At 52.6% G+C, this 15817-nt stretch carries 16 protein-coding genes; 13 read left to right on the forward strand and 3 right to left on the reverse strand.

Features of this window, described 5'->3' with window-relative positions:
* Positions 1 to 100 precede the first annotated feature (100 nt).
* From tatA to KO216_RS08715, 5 genes are all read left to right on the forward strand, one after another.
* Positions 101 to 391 (forward strand): Sec-independent protein translocase subunit TatA, encoded by a 291-nt coding sequence (gene tatA, locus KO216_RS08695; protein ID WP_215523810.1) that lies wholly within the window; start codon positions 101 to 103, stop codon positions 389 to 391.
* 14 nt (positions 392 to 405) lie between these two features.
* Positions 406 to 1224 (forward strand): twin-arginine translocase subunit TatC, encoded by an 819-nt coding sequence (gene tatC / locus KO216_RS08700; protein ID WP_251452021.1) that lies wholly within the window; start codon positions 406 to 408, stop codon positions 1222 to 1224.
* A gap of 148 nt (positions 1225 to 1372) precedes the next feature.
* Complete coding sequence (locus KO216_RS08705) at positions 1373 to 1645, forward strand: DUF6457 domain-containing protein (protein ID WP_215523811.1); 273 nt, start codon at positions 1373 to 1375, stop codon at positions 1643 to 1645.
* 36 nt (positions 1646 to 1681) lie between these two features.
* Positions 1682 to 2713, forward strand: a complete 1032-nt coding sequence (moaA, locus tag KO216_RS08710; protein WP_215523812.1) for a GTP 3',8-cyclase MoaA — start codon at positions 1682 to 1684, stop codon at positions 2711 to 2713.
* A 3-nt stretch (positions 2714 to 2716) separates the two neighbouring features.
* A complete protein-coding gene (locus KO216_RS08715; RefSeq protein WP_215523813.1) occupies positions 2717 to 2962 on the forward strand; it encodes a MoaD/ThiS family protein in 246 nt (81 codons plus the stop codon).
* A gap of 164 nt (positions 2963 to 3126) precedes the next feature.
* Here KO216_RS08715 and xylB read toward each other — a convergent pair whose 3' ends face one another.
* Positions 3127 to 4536 carry a xylulokinase gene (gene xylB / locus KO216_RS08720; protein WP_215523814.1) on the reverse strand — a complete coding sequence of 470 codons (1410 nt, stop codon included), beginning with the start codon at positions 4534 to 4536 and terminating at the stop codon, positions 3127 to 3129.
* A gap of 273 nt (positions 4537 to 4809) precedes the next feature.
* Here xylB and xylA point away from each other — a divergent pair, with 273 nt between their 5' ends.
* The 3 genes from xylA to KO216_RS08735 all read left to right on the forward strand — a co-directional run bounded on the left by xylA (position 4810) and on the right by KO216_RS08735 (position 8960).
* Positions 4810 to 6156 (forward strand): xylose isomerase, encoded by a 1347-nt coding sequence (gene xylA, locus KO216_RS08725; RefSeq protein WP_215523815.1) that lies wholly within the window; start codon positions 4810 to 4812, stop codon positions 6154 to 6156.
* 144 nt (positions 6157 to 6300) lie between these two features.
* The gene (locus tag KO216_RS08730; RefSeq protein WP_071129030.1) at positions 6301 to 7653 is read left to right on the forward strand and encodes a sugar porter family MFS transporter; all 1353 of its coding nucleotides are present in this window, start codon (positions 6301 to 6303) and stop codon (positions 7651 to 7653) included.
* Between the two features lie 125 nt (positions 7654 to 7778).
* The gene (locus KO216_RS08735) at positions 7779 to 8960 is read left to right on the forward strand and encodes an ROK family transcriptional regulator (RefSeq protein WP_215523816.1); all 1182 of its coding nucleotides are present in this window, start codon (positions 7779 to 7781) and stop codon (positions 8958 to 8960) included.
* A gap of 596 nt (positions 8961 to 9556) precedes the next feature.
* Here the strand turns inward: KO216_RS08735 and KO216_RS08740 are convergent.
* Positions 9557 to 10033, reverse strand: a complete 477-nt coding sequence (locus tag KO216_RS08740) for a molybdenum cofactor biosynthesis protein MoaE (protein WP_215523817.1) — start codon at positions 10031 to 10033, stop codon at positions 9557 to 9559.
* Positions 10034 to 10097: 64 nt separating this feature from the next.
* Between KO216_RS08740 and KO216_RS08745 the strand changes: the two genes are divergently transcribed.
* The 4 genes from KO216_RS08745 to mobA are packed head-to-tail and all read left to right on the forward strand — an operon-like array spanning position 10098 to position 13396.
* Complete coding sequence (locus KO216_RS08745) at positions 10098 to 10850, forward strand: HesA/MoeB/ThiF family protein (RefSeq protein WP_215523818.1); 753 nt, start codon at positions 10098 to 10100, stop codon at positions 10848 to 10850.
* A gap of 19 nt (positions 10851 to 10869) precedes the next feature.
* A complete protein-coding gene (locus KO216_RS08750; protein WP_422100000.1) occupies positions 10870 to 12198 on the forward strand; it encodes a molybdopterin molybdotransferase MoeA in 1329 nt (442 codons plus the stop codon).
* 57 nt (positions 12199 to 12255) lie between these two features.
* Complete coding sequence (gene moaC / locus KO216_RS08755; protein ID WP_215523820.1) at positions 12256 to 12783, forward strand: cyclic pyranopterin monophosphate synthase MoaC; 528 nt, start codon at positions 12256 to 12258, stop codon at positions 12781 to 12783.
* Positions 12776 to 13396, forward strand: a complete 621-nt coding sequence (gene mobA, locus KO216_RS08760) for a molybdenum cofactor guanylyltransferase (protein ID WP_215523821.1) — start codon at positions 12776 to 12778, stop codon at positions 13394 to 13396. Before moaC ends, mobA begins: the two co-directional genes overlap by 8 nt.
* 284 nt (positions 13397 to 13680) lie before the next feature.
* Here mobA and KO216_RS08765 read toward each other — a convergent pair whose 3' ends face one another.
* Positions 13681 to 14232 (reverse strand): MogA/MoaB family molybdenum cofactor biosynthesis protein, encoded by a 552-nt coding sequence (locus tag KO216_RS08765; protein WP_215523822.1) that lies wholly within the window; start codon positions 14230 to 14232, stop codon positions 13681 to 13683.
* 196 nt (positions 14233 to 14428) lie between these two features.
* On the opposite strand from KO216_RS08765, the gene KO216_RS08770 reads away from it, so the two are divergent.
* Positions 14429 to 15748 (forward strand): nitrate/nitrite transporter, encoded by a 1320-nt coding sequence (locus KO216_RS08770; RefSeq protein WP_215523823.1) that lies wholly within the window; start codon positions 14429 to 14431, stop codon positions 15746 to 15748.
* Positions 15749 to 15817 lie beyond the last annotated feature (69 nt).

Below are 15817 nucleotides of genomic sequence, written 5' to 3' on the forward strand. Positions count from 1 at the left end.
TTAGCTATTCTCGATAGGAGTAACCTATTTACCGCCTATCCCCGCTACAATTGGGGAAGGCAATTTTAGATGCCGTCTGCAAGAAAGGAAGGGCACCACCGTGAGGCCAGTACATATTCTCATCCTGCTCCTGGTGTTGATCATTGTTTTTGGGGCCTCGAAGCTGCCCGACATTGCCCGCAATATCGGTAAATCTGCGAAAGTTTTGAAGTCTGAGTTATCTGACCTCAGCGAAGATGACACCAATAAGCAGGTAGCGGCAGGAACCCAAAATCCCCAACTCCCCGCCACCCCGGCCTCACCTGCGCCGTCCCAGACCAGCGGGCAAGATCCATCTGGCCAAGTCGCTAGCGGGCAGTCCGATACCGCTGACCCGCCTGGAAATAAATAGCCGCTGCAGCCCCTATGCCGGGACAAAAAAAGACTAACCCGCAAGCTCGAATGCGGGTGACTGAACATCTGCTGGAACTGCGCAAACGTTTGCTGCTGGCGCTGGCAGGTATTTTCGTAGCCGCGATCGCCGGCTGGTTCTTAGTTACTCCTACCTTAAATTGGATGCAAGCACCGCTGCAGGCGGTTAGTGGGCAGGCTCCACAATTAAACTTCCAGACGATTGGCGCCGCCTTTGATATGCGGATCCAAGTGTCCCTGTGGTTAGGGGTGCTGATTTCCGCGCCCTGGTGGATTTTCCAGATCGGGGCGTTTATCGCTCCGGGTTTAAAGCGCAAAGAAAAAATCTATATCGTCAGTTTTGGTTTAGTCGGAATCTTGCTGTTCAGCGGAGGCGCCCTCTCCGGAATGTGGGTTATCCCCAAGGCAGTTTCGATTCTGAACTCTTTCACCCCAGACGGATCCGTAATGCTGCTGCGGGCGGATTCCTATATCACCTTCTTCATGCGCCTGGTGCTGGCGTTTGGGCTGTCGTGCCTGGCGCCCGAAATCTTAGTGGCACTCAACTTTGCGGGAGTAATGAAAGCTAAAACCATGTTGAAAGGCTGGCGTTGGGCAGTAGTGATTGCCGCTGTTTTTTCGGCTGTCGCCAATCCCCTCCCCACCGCCTGGCCGATGATTCTACAAATGTCGGTGCTAATTGGACTTTACCTGCTGGCGGTAGGGATCTCCGCTATCAACGACTGGATCAGAGGCGGCGGTAGCCTGCGGGGTCTCTTCGGCAAGATTTGGCGAAAACGGAAACATTCCGAAGCTTCTTCCGCTCCTGAGTAATCATAATTTCTTGATATCCGCACGTATTTCCCTTACCTAGGCCCTCGGAAAACAAAGCCCTAGCCCAGGCTATCTTCCCTGATATCGTTAGGATTTGAGACATAAAAAGCAAACCCGAATCACTTGCAGCAATCGAAAGGGGAATCTGATGGCTGGCCACAACAAGAAGGATGATCCGGAAAAGATGGCACAGATGCATCGCTGGTTAAAAGCAGTGCGAGCGGAACTACAACTAGCGGAGGATCCCCTAAAAGCGGTGGAATCAGAGTTACTGTCGCTGATTGGAACGGTGGCGCATGGACCCTCCCGTCCGGGAGCCCCGCTAACTGCGTTTCTTGCCGGTTATGTCTGTGGCGAAGGCGCTGATGCGCAAGAAACTATTGCTCAGCTGCAGAAATTAGCGAAAGACCAGCAATACTAGAAAGCTTGCAAACCGCGAATAGCGATAGGAGGGATAATGGGCGCAGAATCCGGGGGAATAAAACCTCCGCGTCAGCTACTTGACCGCTGGGGTCGGGTTGCTAAAGACCTGCGCATATCGGTTACTGATCGCTGTAATTTGCGCTGCAGCTATTGCCTACCCGAGGACGCCGACACCTGGATTCCCCGCCAGGATCTACTAACTCCCCGCGAGTTTGGGCGTCTTGCGCAAGTGGCGCTGTCACTAGGGATTCGCAAGGTTCGCTTAACCGGGGGCGAACCCCTTTTACGCCCCGATTTAGAGGAAATTATCCGCAAGATTCGCCAGGCATTCATTGAGGCTGATTTGCCTGCCGAGATTGCCCTGACTACCAACGCTATTGGTTTAGCTACCCGGATAGATTCCCTGGTAGAGGCAGGTTTAGGGAGAATCAATATTTCTTTAGATACTTTAGATCCCGACCGTTATTTTGCGCTTGCTAAGCGTGACCGATTTTCTGAGGTCGCAGCGGCTTTAGAAAAACTGCCAGGTAGCGGCCTTGACCCCGTAAAACTTAACTCGGTGATTCTGGATCAAAAATCTTTAGAGGAATTACCAGATCTGGTGCGCTTTGCGCTGCGACGCGGTTTCCAGTGGCGGGCTATCGAATTTATGCCCATTGGCCCCCTGGGCGGTTCGGCGGCTGTACGTCCTCATGCCAGCGATATTTTCCGGCGCCTGCAGGAATGTTTCACTCTCACCTCGATTGAAACCGATCCGGCCGCTCCCGCGCGCCGCTGGAACGTGGCAGCTGGCAGTGATTATCCCGCCGGCATTATCGGGGTTATTGCCTCGGAGTCAGCTCCCTTCTGTGCCAGCTGTGACCGTACGCGCCTCTCTGCCAATGGCAGAGTCTATTCCTGTCTGTTCTCCCTATCCTTTGTGGATTTGCTAGCTCCTTTGCGCCAAGGTGCCTCCAATGAAGAACTTGCTCAGCTTTGGCTGAGCGCGCAAGCAGCTAAACCCGCTGGTCACACCGAAATAACGGCGGAACGCAGAACCTATTCTCTTTCTCAGATTGGAGGCTAAAGCGTGGTAACTGTACGTTTTTTCGCTGGCGCTGCCCAGGCAGCCGGAGTTGACAGTGCGCGGGTGGCAGCAGATGCTAACCAGACTCTGCGAGAAATCGCCCAAGCCGCCAGCAACAATGACCTGGCACCAATCCTGGAGGTTAGTTCTTTCCTAGTCGATGGTGCCCTCGCCGATGGCGACACTCCCCTCGGCGAATCCGCCACTAACGGCCAACTGGATGTCCTCCCGCCCTTTGCAGGTGGTTAGAAGCAGCACCCGAATGTGCGCGGGAAATAAGTTTTTTCTCCCGCCCAACGAATCGAAAAATGACCAAGTCATTTTTTGATTCTTACGCCCGCCTAGCCTGATCGGATAAAACTTCTTCCCCGCGCAATGCTTACGGCTATCAAATACCCGCAGGACGGATGGACCTAAAGCATTTTTTCCATTAGGGGTAGATACCGTTCCCACGCGGAATTTTCTTCTTTTGGTTGTATTTCCGCACTGAAATGTGGTTCCCAGTTTTCCCCGGGAACTTCGCCAGCAACGATTGCGGCCTGACGGGCGGCTCCTTTGGCAACATATTCGCCGGGTTCGGGCAGACGTAGCGGAATCTGCAAGATGTCGGCAAGTATCTGCGCTAAAACCGTTGATTTTGCTGCTCCCCCTATCAGCATCGCTTTGTTCACCGTGACCCCGCCAGCCCGCACAGATTCAAGCGCTGCGCGCATGTGGCAAGCTATACCTTCGAAAGCAAGCCTGGCGAAATTCTCTTTAGTCATCGCTTGGGGAGTCATGCCGAAAATGCTGGCGGTAGCCTCGGGAAGATTCGGGGTGCGTTCCCCGGCAAAATAGGGCAATAATGTCATTCCCCCGCAACAGGTTTCACCCTTGGCAGCGAGCTCATCAAGTTCGGCGTAACTAATCCCTAAAATCCGACAAAAGTAGTCTTGTATTTGCGAACCGTTAATAGTACACGCGAGTGGTAACCACTTTCCGGTGGCATCCATGAAACAGGTAACTCCGCTTTTCGAATCACGAAGAGGATGGCTAGAAACTGCCGCCACCACTCCGGATGTTCCTAAGGAAAGCGAGGCCTCTCCCTCCTGAAGGTTTAGCCCCAAAGCCGCACCGGCGTTATCCCCACATCCGGGCCCCAAAATACCCCCACCAAACTCTGCGCTGGCGTTACCTACTTTTTCGTAGGGTTCCGCAATGCGCGGCAAGATTATTTTTCGCGCTTGTTCTTCTGATATTCGCAGCGCATGAGCCAAAATGTCATAGCGGTAGGATCCGTCCTCACAATCCACATATCCCGTTCCCGAGGCATCTGAACGATCAGTAACTAGTTCACGCAAATCATTAGATCCGCGAATTCTCCAGGTCAACCAATCATGGGGCAAACAGATTGCTGCAATCCGGTTTAAGTTTTCTTTTTCATGATCAGCTATCCAACGCAGTTTTGAAACGGTAAGCGAAGCAACTGGCACGGAACCAACTGCCTGAGCCCAGAAATTGGCACCTTTTTCTTTAATTAGAGCCTCTGCGCTTTCTGCTGATTTCGTGTCATTCCAAAGTTGCGCCGGCCGAATTACTTTTCCTGCTTCATCAAGTAGCACCATGCCATGCTGTTGTCCTCCAACCGCGAGCGCAGTGACGTCATTGAGACCACCCACCTGGGTAGCGGCTGCACGAAACGCCTCCAGCCAAGAGCTGGGAGCTACTTCAGTTCCTTCCGGATGGGGCATTTTCCCTTGTCGGACAATTTTCCCAGTTTCTACTTCGATTACCAGAACTTTACAAGATTGAGTTGAGGAATCTATCCCAGCTACTAAAGTCATTTTTCTCCTACAGGGTATGGAGCGTGAGTATTCGCCCTTCTTTGGGCTAGACCACTCCGCCAACAATTACTTTGTTTTAGTCTCAAACATAGTCTATTGAGCTATAAAAGATTGGTCAAGGTTATTTTTGCAGGAAATATACGTGATATAACTCACTTTGATAATTATTTTATTTCTGTGCTAGCCTTTGTTTTGTTACACAACAAACAGTCGATCTCTGGTTTGGGTGAAAAAGACACTCTTACCGATGGGCTCGTACGAGGAGGTACATTTATGTCAGATCTATGGAAAACGGATGCTATTCCCTTTGTTGGGAACGATGATCCACGACAAGGACTAGGATTCCACTTTTATCAACCAGACAAAGTTGTCGCAGGGAAGAAAATGTCGGAATGGCTACGCTTCGGGGTCGCCTATTGGCACAGCTTCCAACAGCGGTTGGTGGATCCCTTTGGCGAGGGAACCGCGCAACGCCCCTACGACTCTCTTACTGACCCCCTGGAGCTGGCGTTAGCCAAAGTTGATTATTCCTTCGAGTTTTATCAAAAACTGGGTGTTGAATACTTCTGCTTCCATGACCGCGACATCGCTCCCGAAGGCGACACCTTACGGGAAACTAATCAAAACCTGGACAAAGTAGTTGACCGGATTGAAAAACGTCAGCAAGAAACCGGAATAAAACTTCTTTGGAACACTTGCAATTTGTTCACTAATCCGCGGTTCCAAGCCGGGGCAGCTACTTCCCCCTTTGCAGATGTATTCGCCTACTCGGGCGCCCAGCTTAAACACAGTTTAGAAATTGCAAAACGTTTGGGAGCAGAAAACTACGTGTTCTGGGGTGGGCGTGAAGGCTACGAAAACCTGTGGAACACAGATCTAAAGCGCGAACAAGACCATATGGCCAGCTTCTTCCATGCCGCTGTGGATTACGCGAAAGAGATAGGTCTTGACTCTCAATTCCTGATTGAACCGAAACCGAAAGAGCCCACCACTCACCAGTACGATTTCGATGCCGCCACCAGCATTGCGTTCCTCAAGACCTACGGCTTGGACGACAGCTTCAAACTTAACTTAGAGGGCAACCACGCTAACCTTGCAGGGCATAGCTATCAGCACGAAGTCCGAGTTGCGCGTTCTGCCGGGATGCTCGGCTCTCTGGATGCCAACCAAGGGGACAAACTATTAGGTTGGGATCTGGATGAATTCCCCTCCGACCTGTACGAAACCACTGCAGTAATGTGGGAAGTACTTTCCGAAGGAAGCATCGGTCCTCGCGGCGGTCTCAACTTCGATGCGAAACCGCGGCGTAGCTCTTACACCGAGGAAGATCTATTCGCAGCACATATCGTGGGGATGGACTCCTATGCGGCTGGCCTACTGGTTGCCGCCAAGCTAAAAGAGGATGGCTTCATCGATGAAATCCTACAAAAACGCTATTCCTCCTTTGACCAGGGAATAGGCAAGAAGATTGAGGACGGTCAGTTTACTTTGGCCGATTTGGAGGAGTATTCCCTAGACAAGACGCAATCTGAACTGATGAATGCTAACGAACCTGGGGAACTAGAAACCATCAAGGCTACTTTGAACAATTACTTGGTAAAAGCTCTCGCTGACGCCTAGTTATTAACTGACATCTAGTCACGCCGGTTGGGTTCAGACAAAATGTCTGAACCCAACCCCACTCTCAATAACCGAGTTCCCAAAAGGAACTTACTAAAATAGCTCTACAAGCTGCAATGATGCGGCAAATAATCGGTGATAAAAATGCGAAAAAATAAAATTTCTATGACTTTCGTGTACCTGTTCGGTTCCCTAGGAGGACTACTCTTCGGATATGATACCGGCGTTATTTCAGGTGCAATTCTATTTATTCAAGACCAGCTCCACCTTGATGCCTGGGGTCAAGGTTGGGTAGTTAGCTCCGTCTTACTAGGGGCAGTAGTGGGGGCCGCCGTAATCGGTCCCCTATCTGACCGCTATGGGAGACGCCGCCTCATCCTCCTGGCTTCCATAATTTTCTTCGTTGGTGCCATTGGATCCGGCATCGCATCCGGGGTTGCGGTGCTGATTATTTCCCGTCTAATCCTCGGTTTGGGAGTCGGAACCGCCTCCGCTCTAATTCCCACCTACCTATCGGAAATGTCGCCAGTTTCCAAGCGCGGTTTCATAACCGGTTTGTTCCAACTGATGGTGATGACCGGGATTCTGCTGGCATACATTACCAACTACGCTTTTGCTGGTTTCTACACCGGTTGGCGTTGGATGCTCGGTATCGCAGCGCTTCCCTCGGCCATTTTGTTCATTGGGGCATTGATCCTACCTGAAAGTCCTCGCTACTTAGTTAAAGTAGGTCGCCCTGAAGTTGCAAGGCGCTATTTGAACGCTATGTATAAAGGCGACGAAACCGAAGTCGAGACAAAAATTAAGGAAATTCAGCACCAGGTTGATATGGAAGAAGGTACCTGGAGCGAACTGTTTGGCAAGACTGCCCGTCCAGCCCTGGTAGCAGCCATTGGCTTGGCGATTTTCCAACAGATAATGGGCTGTAATACCGTACTTTATTACGCCCCCACTATCTTCACTGATGTCGGGTTTGGGGTTTCGGCGGCGTTAATTGCACATATCGGAATCGGCGTTTTCAACGTGATAGTGACCGTAATCGGAATTTGGTTAATGGACAAGATTGACCGCAAGAAAATGCTTATTGGAGGAGCTGTCGGTATGGCGATTTCTCTATTAGTAATGAGCATCGGCATGCATTTTTCCAGCCAATCGCATACCGCAGCGTATATTTGCGCGATCGCGTTAACTATTTACATCGCCTTTTTCTCAGCAACTTGGGGACCGGTCATGTGGGTAATGATTGGGGAAATGTTCCCCCTAAATATCCGCGGTATCGGAAACTCCTTCGGAGCGGTCATTAACTGGGGTGCCAACTCCGTGGTGTCGCTAACCTTCCCCTTCCTCCTCAACTTCTTTGGGACCGGTAGCTTGTTCTTCGGATACGCGGCGGCTTGTGTACTGGCAATTTGGTTTGTACACAGCAAGGTTTTCGAAACCCGCAATCGCTCCCTGGAGGAGATTGAAGATGGTCTACGCAAGGGCAACCTGAAATAAGAGTCGCATAAAACAAAATAAAATTTTATCAATCGCCACCGAACTGGCAGAATAAATATAGCTGTGAAGCAAAGTATTGCCAGTTCGGTGGCATTTTTCCTATGCTCTATTTCAAGGAGTGATAAATGAGACCTGGGAAAAACGCTCAAACAATCAGAAAAGAAAATCTGCTTCTTATTCTGGAAAATGTTTTGGGGGCAGACAGATTCGTATCGCGAGCGCAGGTCGCACAAAGGACAGGATTAACTCGAGCCACGGTCTCTCGCCTAGTAGATGAGTTAATTGGTTTAGCCATTCTTACTGAACTCGATCCGGTTCGCACCACAATCGGGAGACCATCTGCACCACTGGTTGCTAAAAGTGGCACTTTTTGCGTTGTAGGTATTGAAGTTGCTTTGCAATATATTTCGGTAGTGGTTACAGATTTGTCTGGCGCGGAACTCTATAAAGTTTCACAACCGATTAACGCTCGATTATCTGATCCAAAAGTAATACTAGGTCGCTGTGTGCAGATGCTAGAAGAGTGGAAAGCACCCACAGAAGTTCATATTGCTTCAATAATAATGGCTATCCCGGGTCTAGTTTCAGACGCTAAACATCGAATTGTAACCGCGCCAAACTTGGGCTGGATTGACATTGAAATTACAGATTTCTTTACCTCCCACAAATATGCTGCTACCCCACTAACAGTGGTAAATGAAGCGGATGCTTCCGCGTATTCAGTGCTGTATAAAAATCCTGGTCAAATTGGCGATACCTCCGATTTCCTGTATTTATCGGCTGGTGTAGGGGTAGGTGCGGCATTGATATATGAAGGTCGTTTATTTAGTGGACAGCACGGGTGGGCAGGAGAAATCGGTCATATATGCGTAGATACCAGTGGCCCAAAGTGCAGTTGCGGTTCCAATGGATGCCTAGAACAATACGCCGGATTAGACGCGATGCTTACTCGCGCGAATCTCCCCTTGGATGAGTCGGTAGATCCCCTAATCGAGCAGATGATAAAGGGAAACACTCAAGCTCGAAAGACTGTTGATTTATGCGCGAAATCCCTGGGAACCACTATCGCTAACGTACTAAATCTTTTAGATCTAAACACTGTGGTCATGGGTGGTCACTTCGCCCAGCTCTTTGACTATATGGAAGTGATCCTCATGTCGGAGCTGAAATACCGATTACTATCCTCCAGGTGGTCCAGCATAACCGTAAAACCGGGACAGCATGGAACTTTCACCGCCGCGCAGGGAGCTTGCCTGATGGGATTTGAGCGTTTCCTTAACCATCCGGAACTCTGGGTTAAACCGTAAAAGCTGCGCTAACAGTGTCAGCGAGCAGGTATGCGCGGGGAGAAGTTTTTCCTCCCGCCCAAAGAATCGAAAAATGACCAAGTCATTTTCCGATTCTTACGCCCGCCTAGCCTGGTCGGATAAAACTTCTCCCCCACGCTAGGGTTGCAAGCTCCGCTTGGCCATGGAGCGCCTGATATTTCGGGCAGCTCCCCCACGCGAGCGGTGCTTTCGGTTACCGAAAAGGGAGAAATGCACTTAGCGTGCAGGAGCGGATCGCTACCGAGGGATAAAAAATAAAGAAGAACCAAAAGCATCGAACACCAAACAACGCGCCGATTTGCAGCCATTTCTTTTTTCCGACACTGGTCAACCTGTCCTTGCACAAGGGTCACGGCTAGGGAAGGATCAAAGATCAGTAGCGGGGGAGGAGATTTTCCCGAGTAGGCGCGGTGGGCATAAGAATTCGGAAACTTTAGCACCCGGGCGGATTTATGCCTCAGGGTAGGCCTCGGGCACTAAATCCGTGAAAATGCCAGAGCATTTTCCGGATTTCGGGGCGGGAGGCAAAATCCGCCTGGGTGCGCACAAGAGGCAGATTTTAACCTGCGGGGATTTTAGGGACAGTTTGACCAGTGGTTACTTCCATTGGAGAAGTATTGATCCTTCCAAATCGGCACCTGCGCCTTAATCTGGTCAACGATCTCGGCGCTCACTTTGAAGGCGGCGGCGCGGTGGGGTGCGTCCACCACTACTAGCAGGGCAGTTTCTCCGATTTCTAGGCGCCCGATCCGGTGGCGTACGAAAACCGCATCCAAACTTTCAACGCTAGTGCCAGCAGCCTCCGGGGAAACCGCGCCCTCGCCCTCGGAAAGGACATGGTCAATCGCATCCCGGACGGCTTTAACCAGAAATTTTTCAGCCTCCGGATGCGCGGAATAAATCAGGTGGGTCACTTCTTGACCGCCGTCGTGGTTGCGGACGCAGCCGTTAAAGACCACCCGCGCGCCGGAAGTGGCGGGAATATCCGCTATCCCCGGAGACGAACTAGGATCTACCAGGGGTTTTTCTGTAATTTTTACGTCCAATAGCATCTGTCACCCTCCTGAAGCGCTCTCCCGGTAGAGTATAAAGCAGTAGTTAGGGGAAAGGACGCGGATGGTTTCCGAACGTGATCGCCTCACCGCCACTGTAGACGGGATAGGTGAGTGCGGGATTGACTCTTTGCAGGCCGCGCGGGTTTTGGTAGTAGGCGCAGGGGGCCTAGGTTCCCCGGCGTTAGCGTATTTAAGTGCTGCCGGGGTCGGCACCCTGGGCATTTCGGATCCCGACCGGGTCGAGCAATCGAACCTGCAGCGGCAAGTTATTCATCCCGCTTCTAGCTTGGGGCAGGTTAAATCGGTGTCGGCGGCGGCCACCGTCCATAGCTTGAACCCGAATGTACGGGTGCAACTGGAACCGAAGATAACGCCCGACAATGCCCGCAGCATTATTAGCGCGTATGACCTGGTGATTGATGCGACCGATAATTTTTCCGCTAAATATCTGCTTGCCGATACTTGCGCCGAGGTGGGCCGCCCGCATCTGTGGGGAACTTTAGTGGCCATGAACTTCCAGATTTCGGTGTTCGCCAAGGGACTTACCCTGCGGGATCTGTATCCGGTGGCACCTCCGGAAGGAACCACCCCTACTTCTAAGGTAAATGGCGTGTTAGGGGCAGTTTGCGGGCAAGCTGGCTCCATTTTGGCAACTGAAGCTATCAAGATGATTGTGGGAGTGGGCGAACCTCTTATCGGAAAATTATTGATCGTCGATACCGCCAGCGGGAAATGGAACGTAGTACATTTTGAGAGCGCCAAGGCGAACAAAGCTACCCCAGAAAGGATAGGCAATCATGAAACCCGTAGATGAATACCTAAACCAGGTATTAATGCAGGTAAAGTCGCTTCCTCCTACGCTAATGCCGGTGGCGGAGGCTTTGGGAGCCACTTTGGCAGAGGACGTGTTTGCCCGTTTTCCGGTGCCGCCCTTTACTAACTCGGCTATGGACGGGTTTGCGGTGCGCGCCTGCGACCTGCCGGACGTCCTCGAAAATAATAAAATTCCCCCTTCTTGCGAAGACGGACAGCATGCCGAGGAAGATCCGTCGAAACCAGTCAGTAAAAATAACTTGCCAAGCGCGCCAGGGGATGACGGGGCACAAAAAACTTTACCCCTCACTTTACCAGTGGAAGCCGATATTCCCGCTGGTGATAACACGGATTATCAACTCAGCCCTGGGCACGCCATCCGAATCATGACTGGTGCACGCATGCCTGCCGGCGCCGATACCGTGATTAAAGTCGAGGACACTACCCTGCCGGCTGGCCCGCTTGCCCTACCCAAAGAGGTCACGATCGTGCAGTGCCCCCGCGCAGGGGCGAATGTGCGCAAGGCGGGCGAGGACGCTGCCATCGGTGATTTAGTGCTGGAAGCGGGAACGATACTTACTCCCGCTGCGCTTTCCTCGGCAGTTTCGATTGGTTATTCCGAGTTGCCGGTTTATCGCCGCCCGCGAGTGGCGGTTATTTCTACCGGGTTGGAGCTGCGTCCGGTGGGAGCGAGCCTGAAGGGAGCGCAGATCCCGGACTCGAATTCGGTGCTGCTGGAGGCGTTGTTGCGTCGGCAAGACGCGATCGTATCTGGGGTTTATAGCTCTGATGATGAGCCGGAAGTGTTTGCGAAAACCTTGCAACAGGCCGCTCAGGGTGCGGATTTGATTGTTACTACTGGCGGAGTGAGTGCTGGCGCCTATGACGTGGTCAAAGAGGTCGGCTTGTCGGGAGGATTAGAGTTTACAAAAGTGGCGATGCAGCCGGGTAAACCACAAGGTTTCGGCACGATTCCGGCTCCCGATGGAGCCGCAGTTTATGTGGCAACTTTGCCGGGTAACCCGGTGAGTGTATTCGTATCTTTTCATGTGTTTGTGCGCCCAATTCTGGCGGCTCTCGCAGGTAAGGAAGGACGCGCTGCGCTGCAAACTCGCGCCGCCACCACTACGGTGGCCTGGAAGTCGCCTGCTGGTAAACGCCAGTTCGTTCCGGTTCATTTAACTGAGGCGCAGCGCGTGGGCGATACCCCTACCATTACCCCTACTCACCGCTTAGGGGCGCGTTCTCATTTCGTGGCTTCGCTACATCAAGCAAATGCGCTGGCGATCGTGCCAGAGGAGGTAACCCAGGTAGATCAATGGAGCCTAGTGGATGTGTTGCCCTGTTAGGGATGCATTGATCCCTGCAATATCGCGGTGCGGGAATTTAGGAAATAAGGAGGAGTAATGAAAGACGCGGAAGCCCAGCCTTTACCTCACTTAAATGCAGCAGGTCAGGCGCATATGGTGGATATTACCGGCAAGCACCCCACGGTGCGCCAGGCGCGGGCACGCGCCTTCGTGCAGTGCTCGCCAAAGATTATGGCAGCGCTGCGCTCTGGCGAAGTTCCTAAGGGGGATGCTTTAGCGGTGGCACGTATCGGCGGCATCGCCGCAGCGAAACGTACCCCGCTGCTACTGCCCTTAGCGCACCCTATCGGGGTACATTATTGTGCGGTCGATATCGAACTAGCGGAAGAAGGCGTGGAAATCACCGCCATTTGCCGAACCACTGATCGCACCGGAATTGAGATGGAGGCACTTACCGCCGCCTCGGTTGCGGCTCTAAACCTAATCGACATGGTGAAAGGGGTGGACAAAATGGTTTCCATCCGCGAATGCTACGTCCTTGAAAAACGGGGAGGGCGCTCCGGCACCTGGGTACGACCCGGATGCGAACAAGCCGCCGCAGTTAAGGAAAATAACCATGGCTAGCTCCTCGCAGTATCTAAATGGGGTGATTATGCTCGCCGGAGGCACCGGTAAGAGGCTGGGCGGGTGCAGCAAACCCGATTTACTAATCGCCGGAGATCGCCTCATCAGCTGGAGTTTATCCTTCCTGCCGAAAGTTCCCACCGTGGTGGTGGCTCCTGGCGAGGTTGAAGTTCCAGAGAATGTTTTTCTCACCATGGAGGAACCTCCCAGCTCCGGCCCTGCCGCCGGTATTGTTGCTGGTTGGCGCAGGTTAGCGAACTCTTTCGTATTTTCGCCCTCCGATATTATCGGGGTGTGTCCGGTGGACGCTCCGCTTTCCGGGTTTGCTTTGCGTCAGCTGGCGCGGCAGCTACAGGAAACCAATGAGGACGCTGCTGAGAAACAAAAAATACTTTTAGGCCAGGTGGGGGAAGTTACCCAATATGTTCTCGGGGCGTTTACCGTGCGGGCGCTAATGGAGATGGCGCGAGCAAATACCTTAAATCGTTCGGTACGCGGAGTGCTGGCTGAAATCGGGTTTGCCACCCGCGAGATCTCTCCGGACTATGCCCGCGACGTGGATACGCCGGCAGATATCGCCCCGGTAACCGAGTTGCTACGTATCTCCCGCTAGCTAGGCGAGGACACCGGGTTAGGTCGAGCGAGGGAGTAGATTGCCCCTCCTGCCCAAGAATTCGGAAAACGTAGCGGCGTTTTCCAAATTCTTATGCCCACCGCGCCCGCTCGGAACAACCTACTCCCCCGCAAGGGTCGCGGCCGGTAAAAGATACGAGAGGGGCTTGAGCCGAGCCTTGCGAGGCTCACGGGGTCCCCGGAGTGCTTTTACCGAGCCAGACCCTTGATCAATAGGCGGGAGGAAAAACTTCTCCCCGCGCCCCTGGGGGCGTGGCTAACTATCTATTCCAGGGGGAAGGCGGCCGGATCTAGCTGCTCCAAAAGGTGGGGCAAGAGCGGGCCGAGGACGCTAATGGTGTCGCGTACTCCTCCTCGGGAGCCGGGCGCATTGGCCACGATGGCACCGTTTGCGCCACGCGCAGTGATTCCCACTAGGGCGCGCGAAAGCGAAGCCAGCGGGGTGGCTTTTAGACCCTGCTGACAGATTTGCCAAGCAATCGCGTCCAGGCGTGCCTCTAACAGCGGAGCGGTGGCCTCGGGTGTCAGGTCGCGTTCGGTAATTCCGGTGCCTCCGGTAGTGAGCACCACTCGCGCGCCCTCGGCAATGGCAGCACGAATTTCGTTTTGCACGGATTCGATTCCGTCAGCCACCACCCTTACTCGATCTACGTCGATTCCGTACTCACCCAACAGTTCCTGCGCTAAGGGCCCGGATTTATCAGGGCGTTCTCCGCTTTTACAACGATCGGAAACAGTTATCACCGCACCTGCGGCACGACCACGTAATTTTTGTAGTTTTTTCTCTTTTAAGTGTGCGTGCGGGTCTACTGACACGGCGATTTCCTCCTAGTAATTATGTAAGTCAAGACTTTTCTTTACCTGGTTATTTCCCATAAAAACTGATTACTATTTGCAGCAATAATACTGCCCTAACCTGCAGGTATCCTCAAAAGTTATCCTAACACGAATAATTGAGGAACAATCTGCAAGACTGGCAATGTTACCTGGTATTACTGAAAGCATTGGAGCTATGGAAGCTACAAAGAAGTCTAAATACATACTGACTGACTGGGAACCGAATAACCCGGATAAATGGAACTCTGGTCTTGCCTGGCGCACCCTGGCGATTTCCACCTATTCCTTAATCCTGGCATTTACTGTTTGGTTCCTGGTATCAGCAATTGCCCCGAAACTTAACGAGATCGGATTCGACCTTACTAAGGCGCAACTGTACTGGCTAACCTCTATGCCTGGTTTGTCCTGCGGATTCTTGCGTTTGATTTACACCTTCTTGCCGCCCATCGTGGGCACCCGAAAACTGGTGGGCTGGTCCTCCATCCTGTACATCGTCCCCATGCTGGGCTGGTTCTTCGCGGTACAAAATCCGAACACCCCCTATTGGTGGCTACTAGCTTTAGCCTTCATGTGCGGAATCGGGGGCGGTTCCTTCTCTGGCTATATGCCTTCTACCGGCTATTTCTTCCCTAAACGCTTATCGGGGACCGCTTTGGGGCTGCAAGCTGGGATTGGCAACCTGGGGATGTCGATTATTCAGCTAGTCGGCCCGATGCTAATGGGATTCTCGCTGTTTGGGCTCACCTGGATGACCCCCCAGCAGACCGCTGACGGGGCTAGTATCTGGGTGTCTAACGCTGCGATTATCTTCGTTCCCTGGTGCATCGTAGCTGCCATCTTGTCATTTACCATGCTGCGTGACGTGCCGATTACCGCTAATATCCGCCAACAGCTCGATATCTTCAGCAATCCCAACACCTGGTATATGACGGTGCTGTATGTGATGACCTTCGGACTATTTTCGGGTCTCTCGGCAGTATTCGGACTGCTCATTAACGACAACTACGGTGCGGAGTCCACCTTGAAACTGGCAGTCGCAGGAGCCTCCTTCGCCTTCCTCGGGCCGCTGATCGGTTCGGTCGTCCGGATGGCCTGGGGGCCGTTCTGCGACAAAATGGGCGGGGCAATCTGGACCTTCATTTCCGGAGTGGGCATGGCGGTTACCCTAGCCATCGCGGGCTTCTACCTAAATAATCCTCGCGGTATGAGCGACTTTTACGGTTTCTTGATTGCGATGTTGGTGATGTTCTTCTTCGCTGGCCTAGGCAATGCCGGCACCTTCAAACAGATGCCGATGATTATGCCCGCCCGCCAAGCAGGTGGCGCAATCGGATTCACCGCCGCGGTAGCCTCTTTCGGCCCCTTCGTGGTGTCGGTGGCGCTAACTATGATTTCGCCGACGGTCTTCTTCTATGGATGCACCGTCTTTTGCATTATTGGCTCGGCGCTTTGCTGGTGGCAGTACGCCCGCAAGAACGCGCCCTTCCCCGGATAAGAATTATTGCCGAGGACGCCGCTAGCGTCCTCGGGACAAAAACTTAATAAGCACACAACTTAAAGGAAA

It is taken from the genome of Varibaculum prostatecancerukia (assembly GCF_943169825.2).
In the GTDB taxonomy this organism is placed as follows: Bacteria; Actinomycetota; Actinomycetes; order Actinomycetales; family Actinomycetaceae; genus Varibaculum; species Varibaculum prostatecancerukia.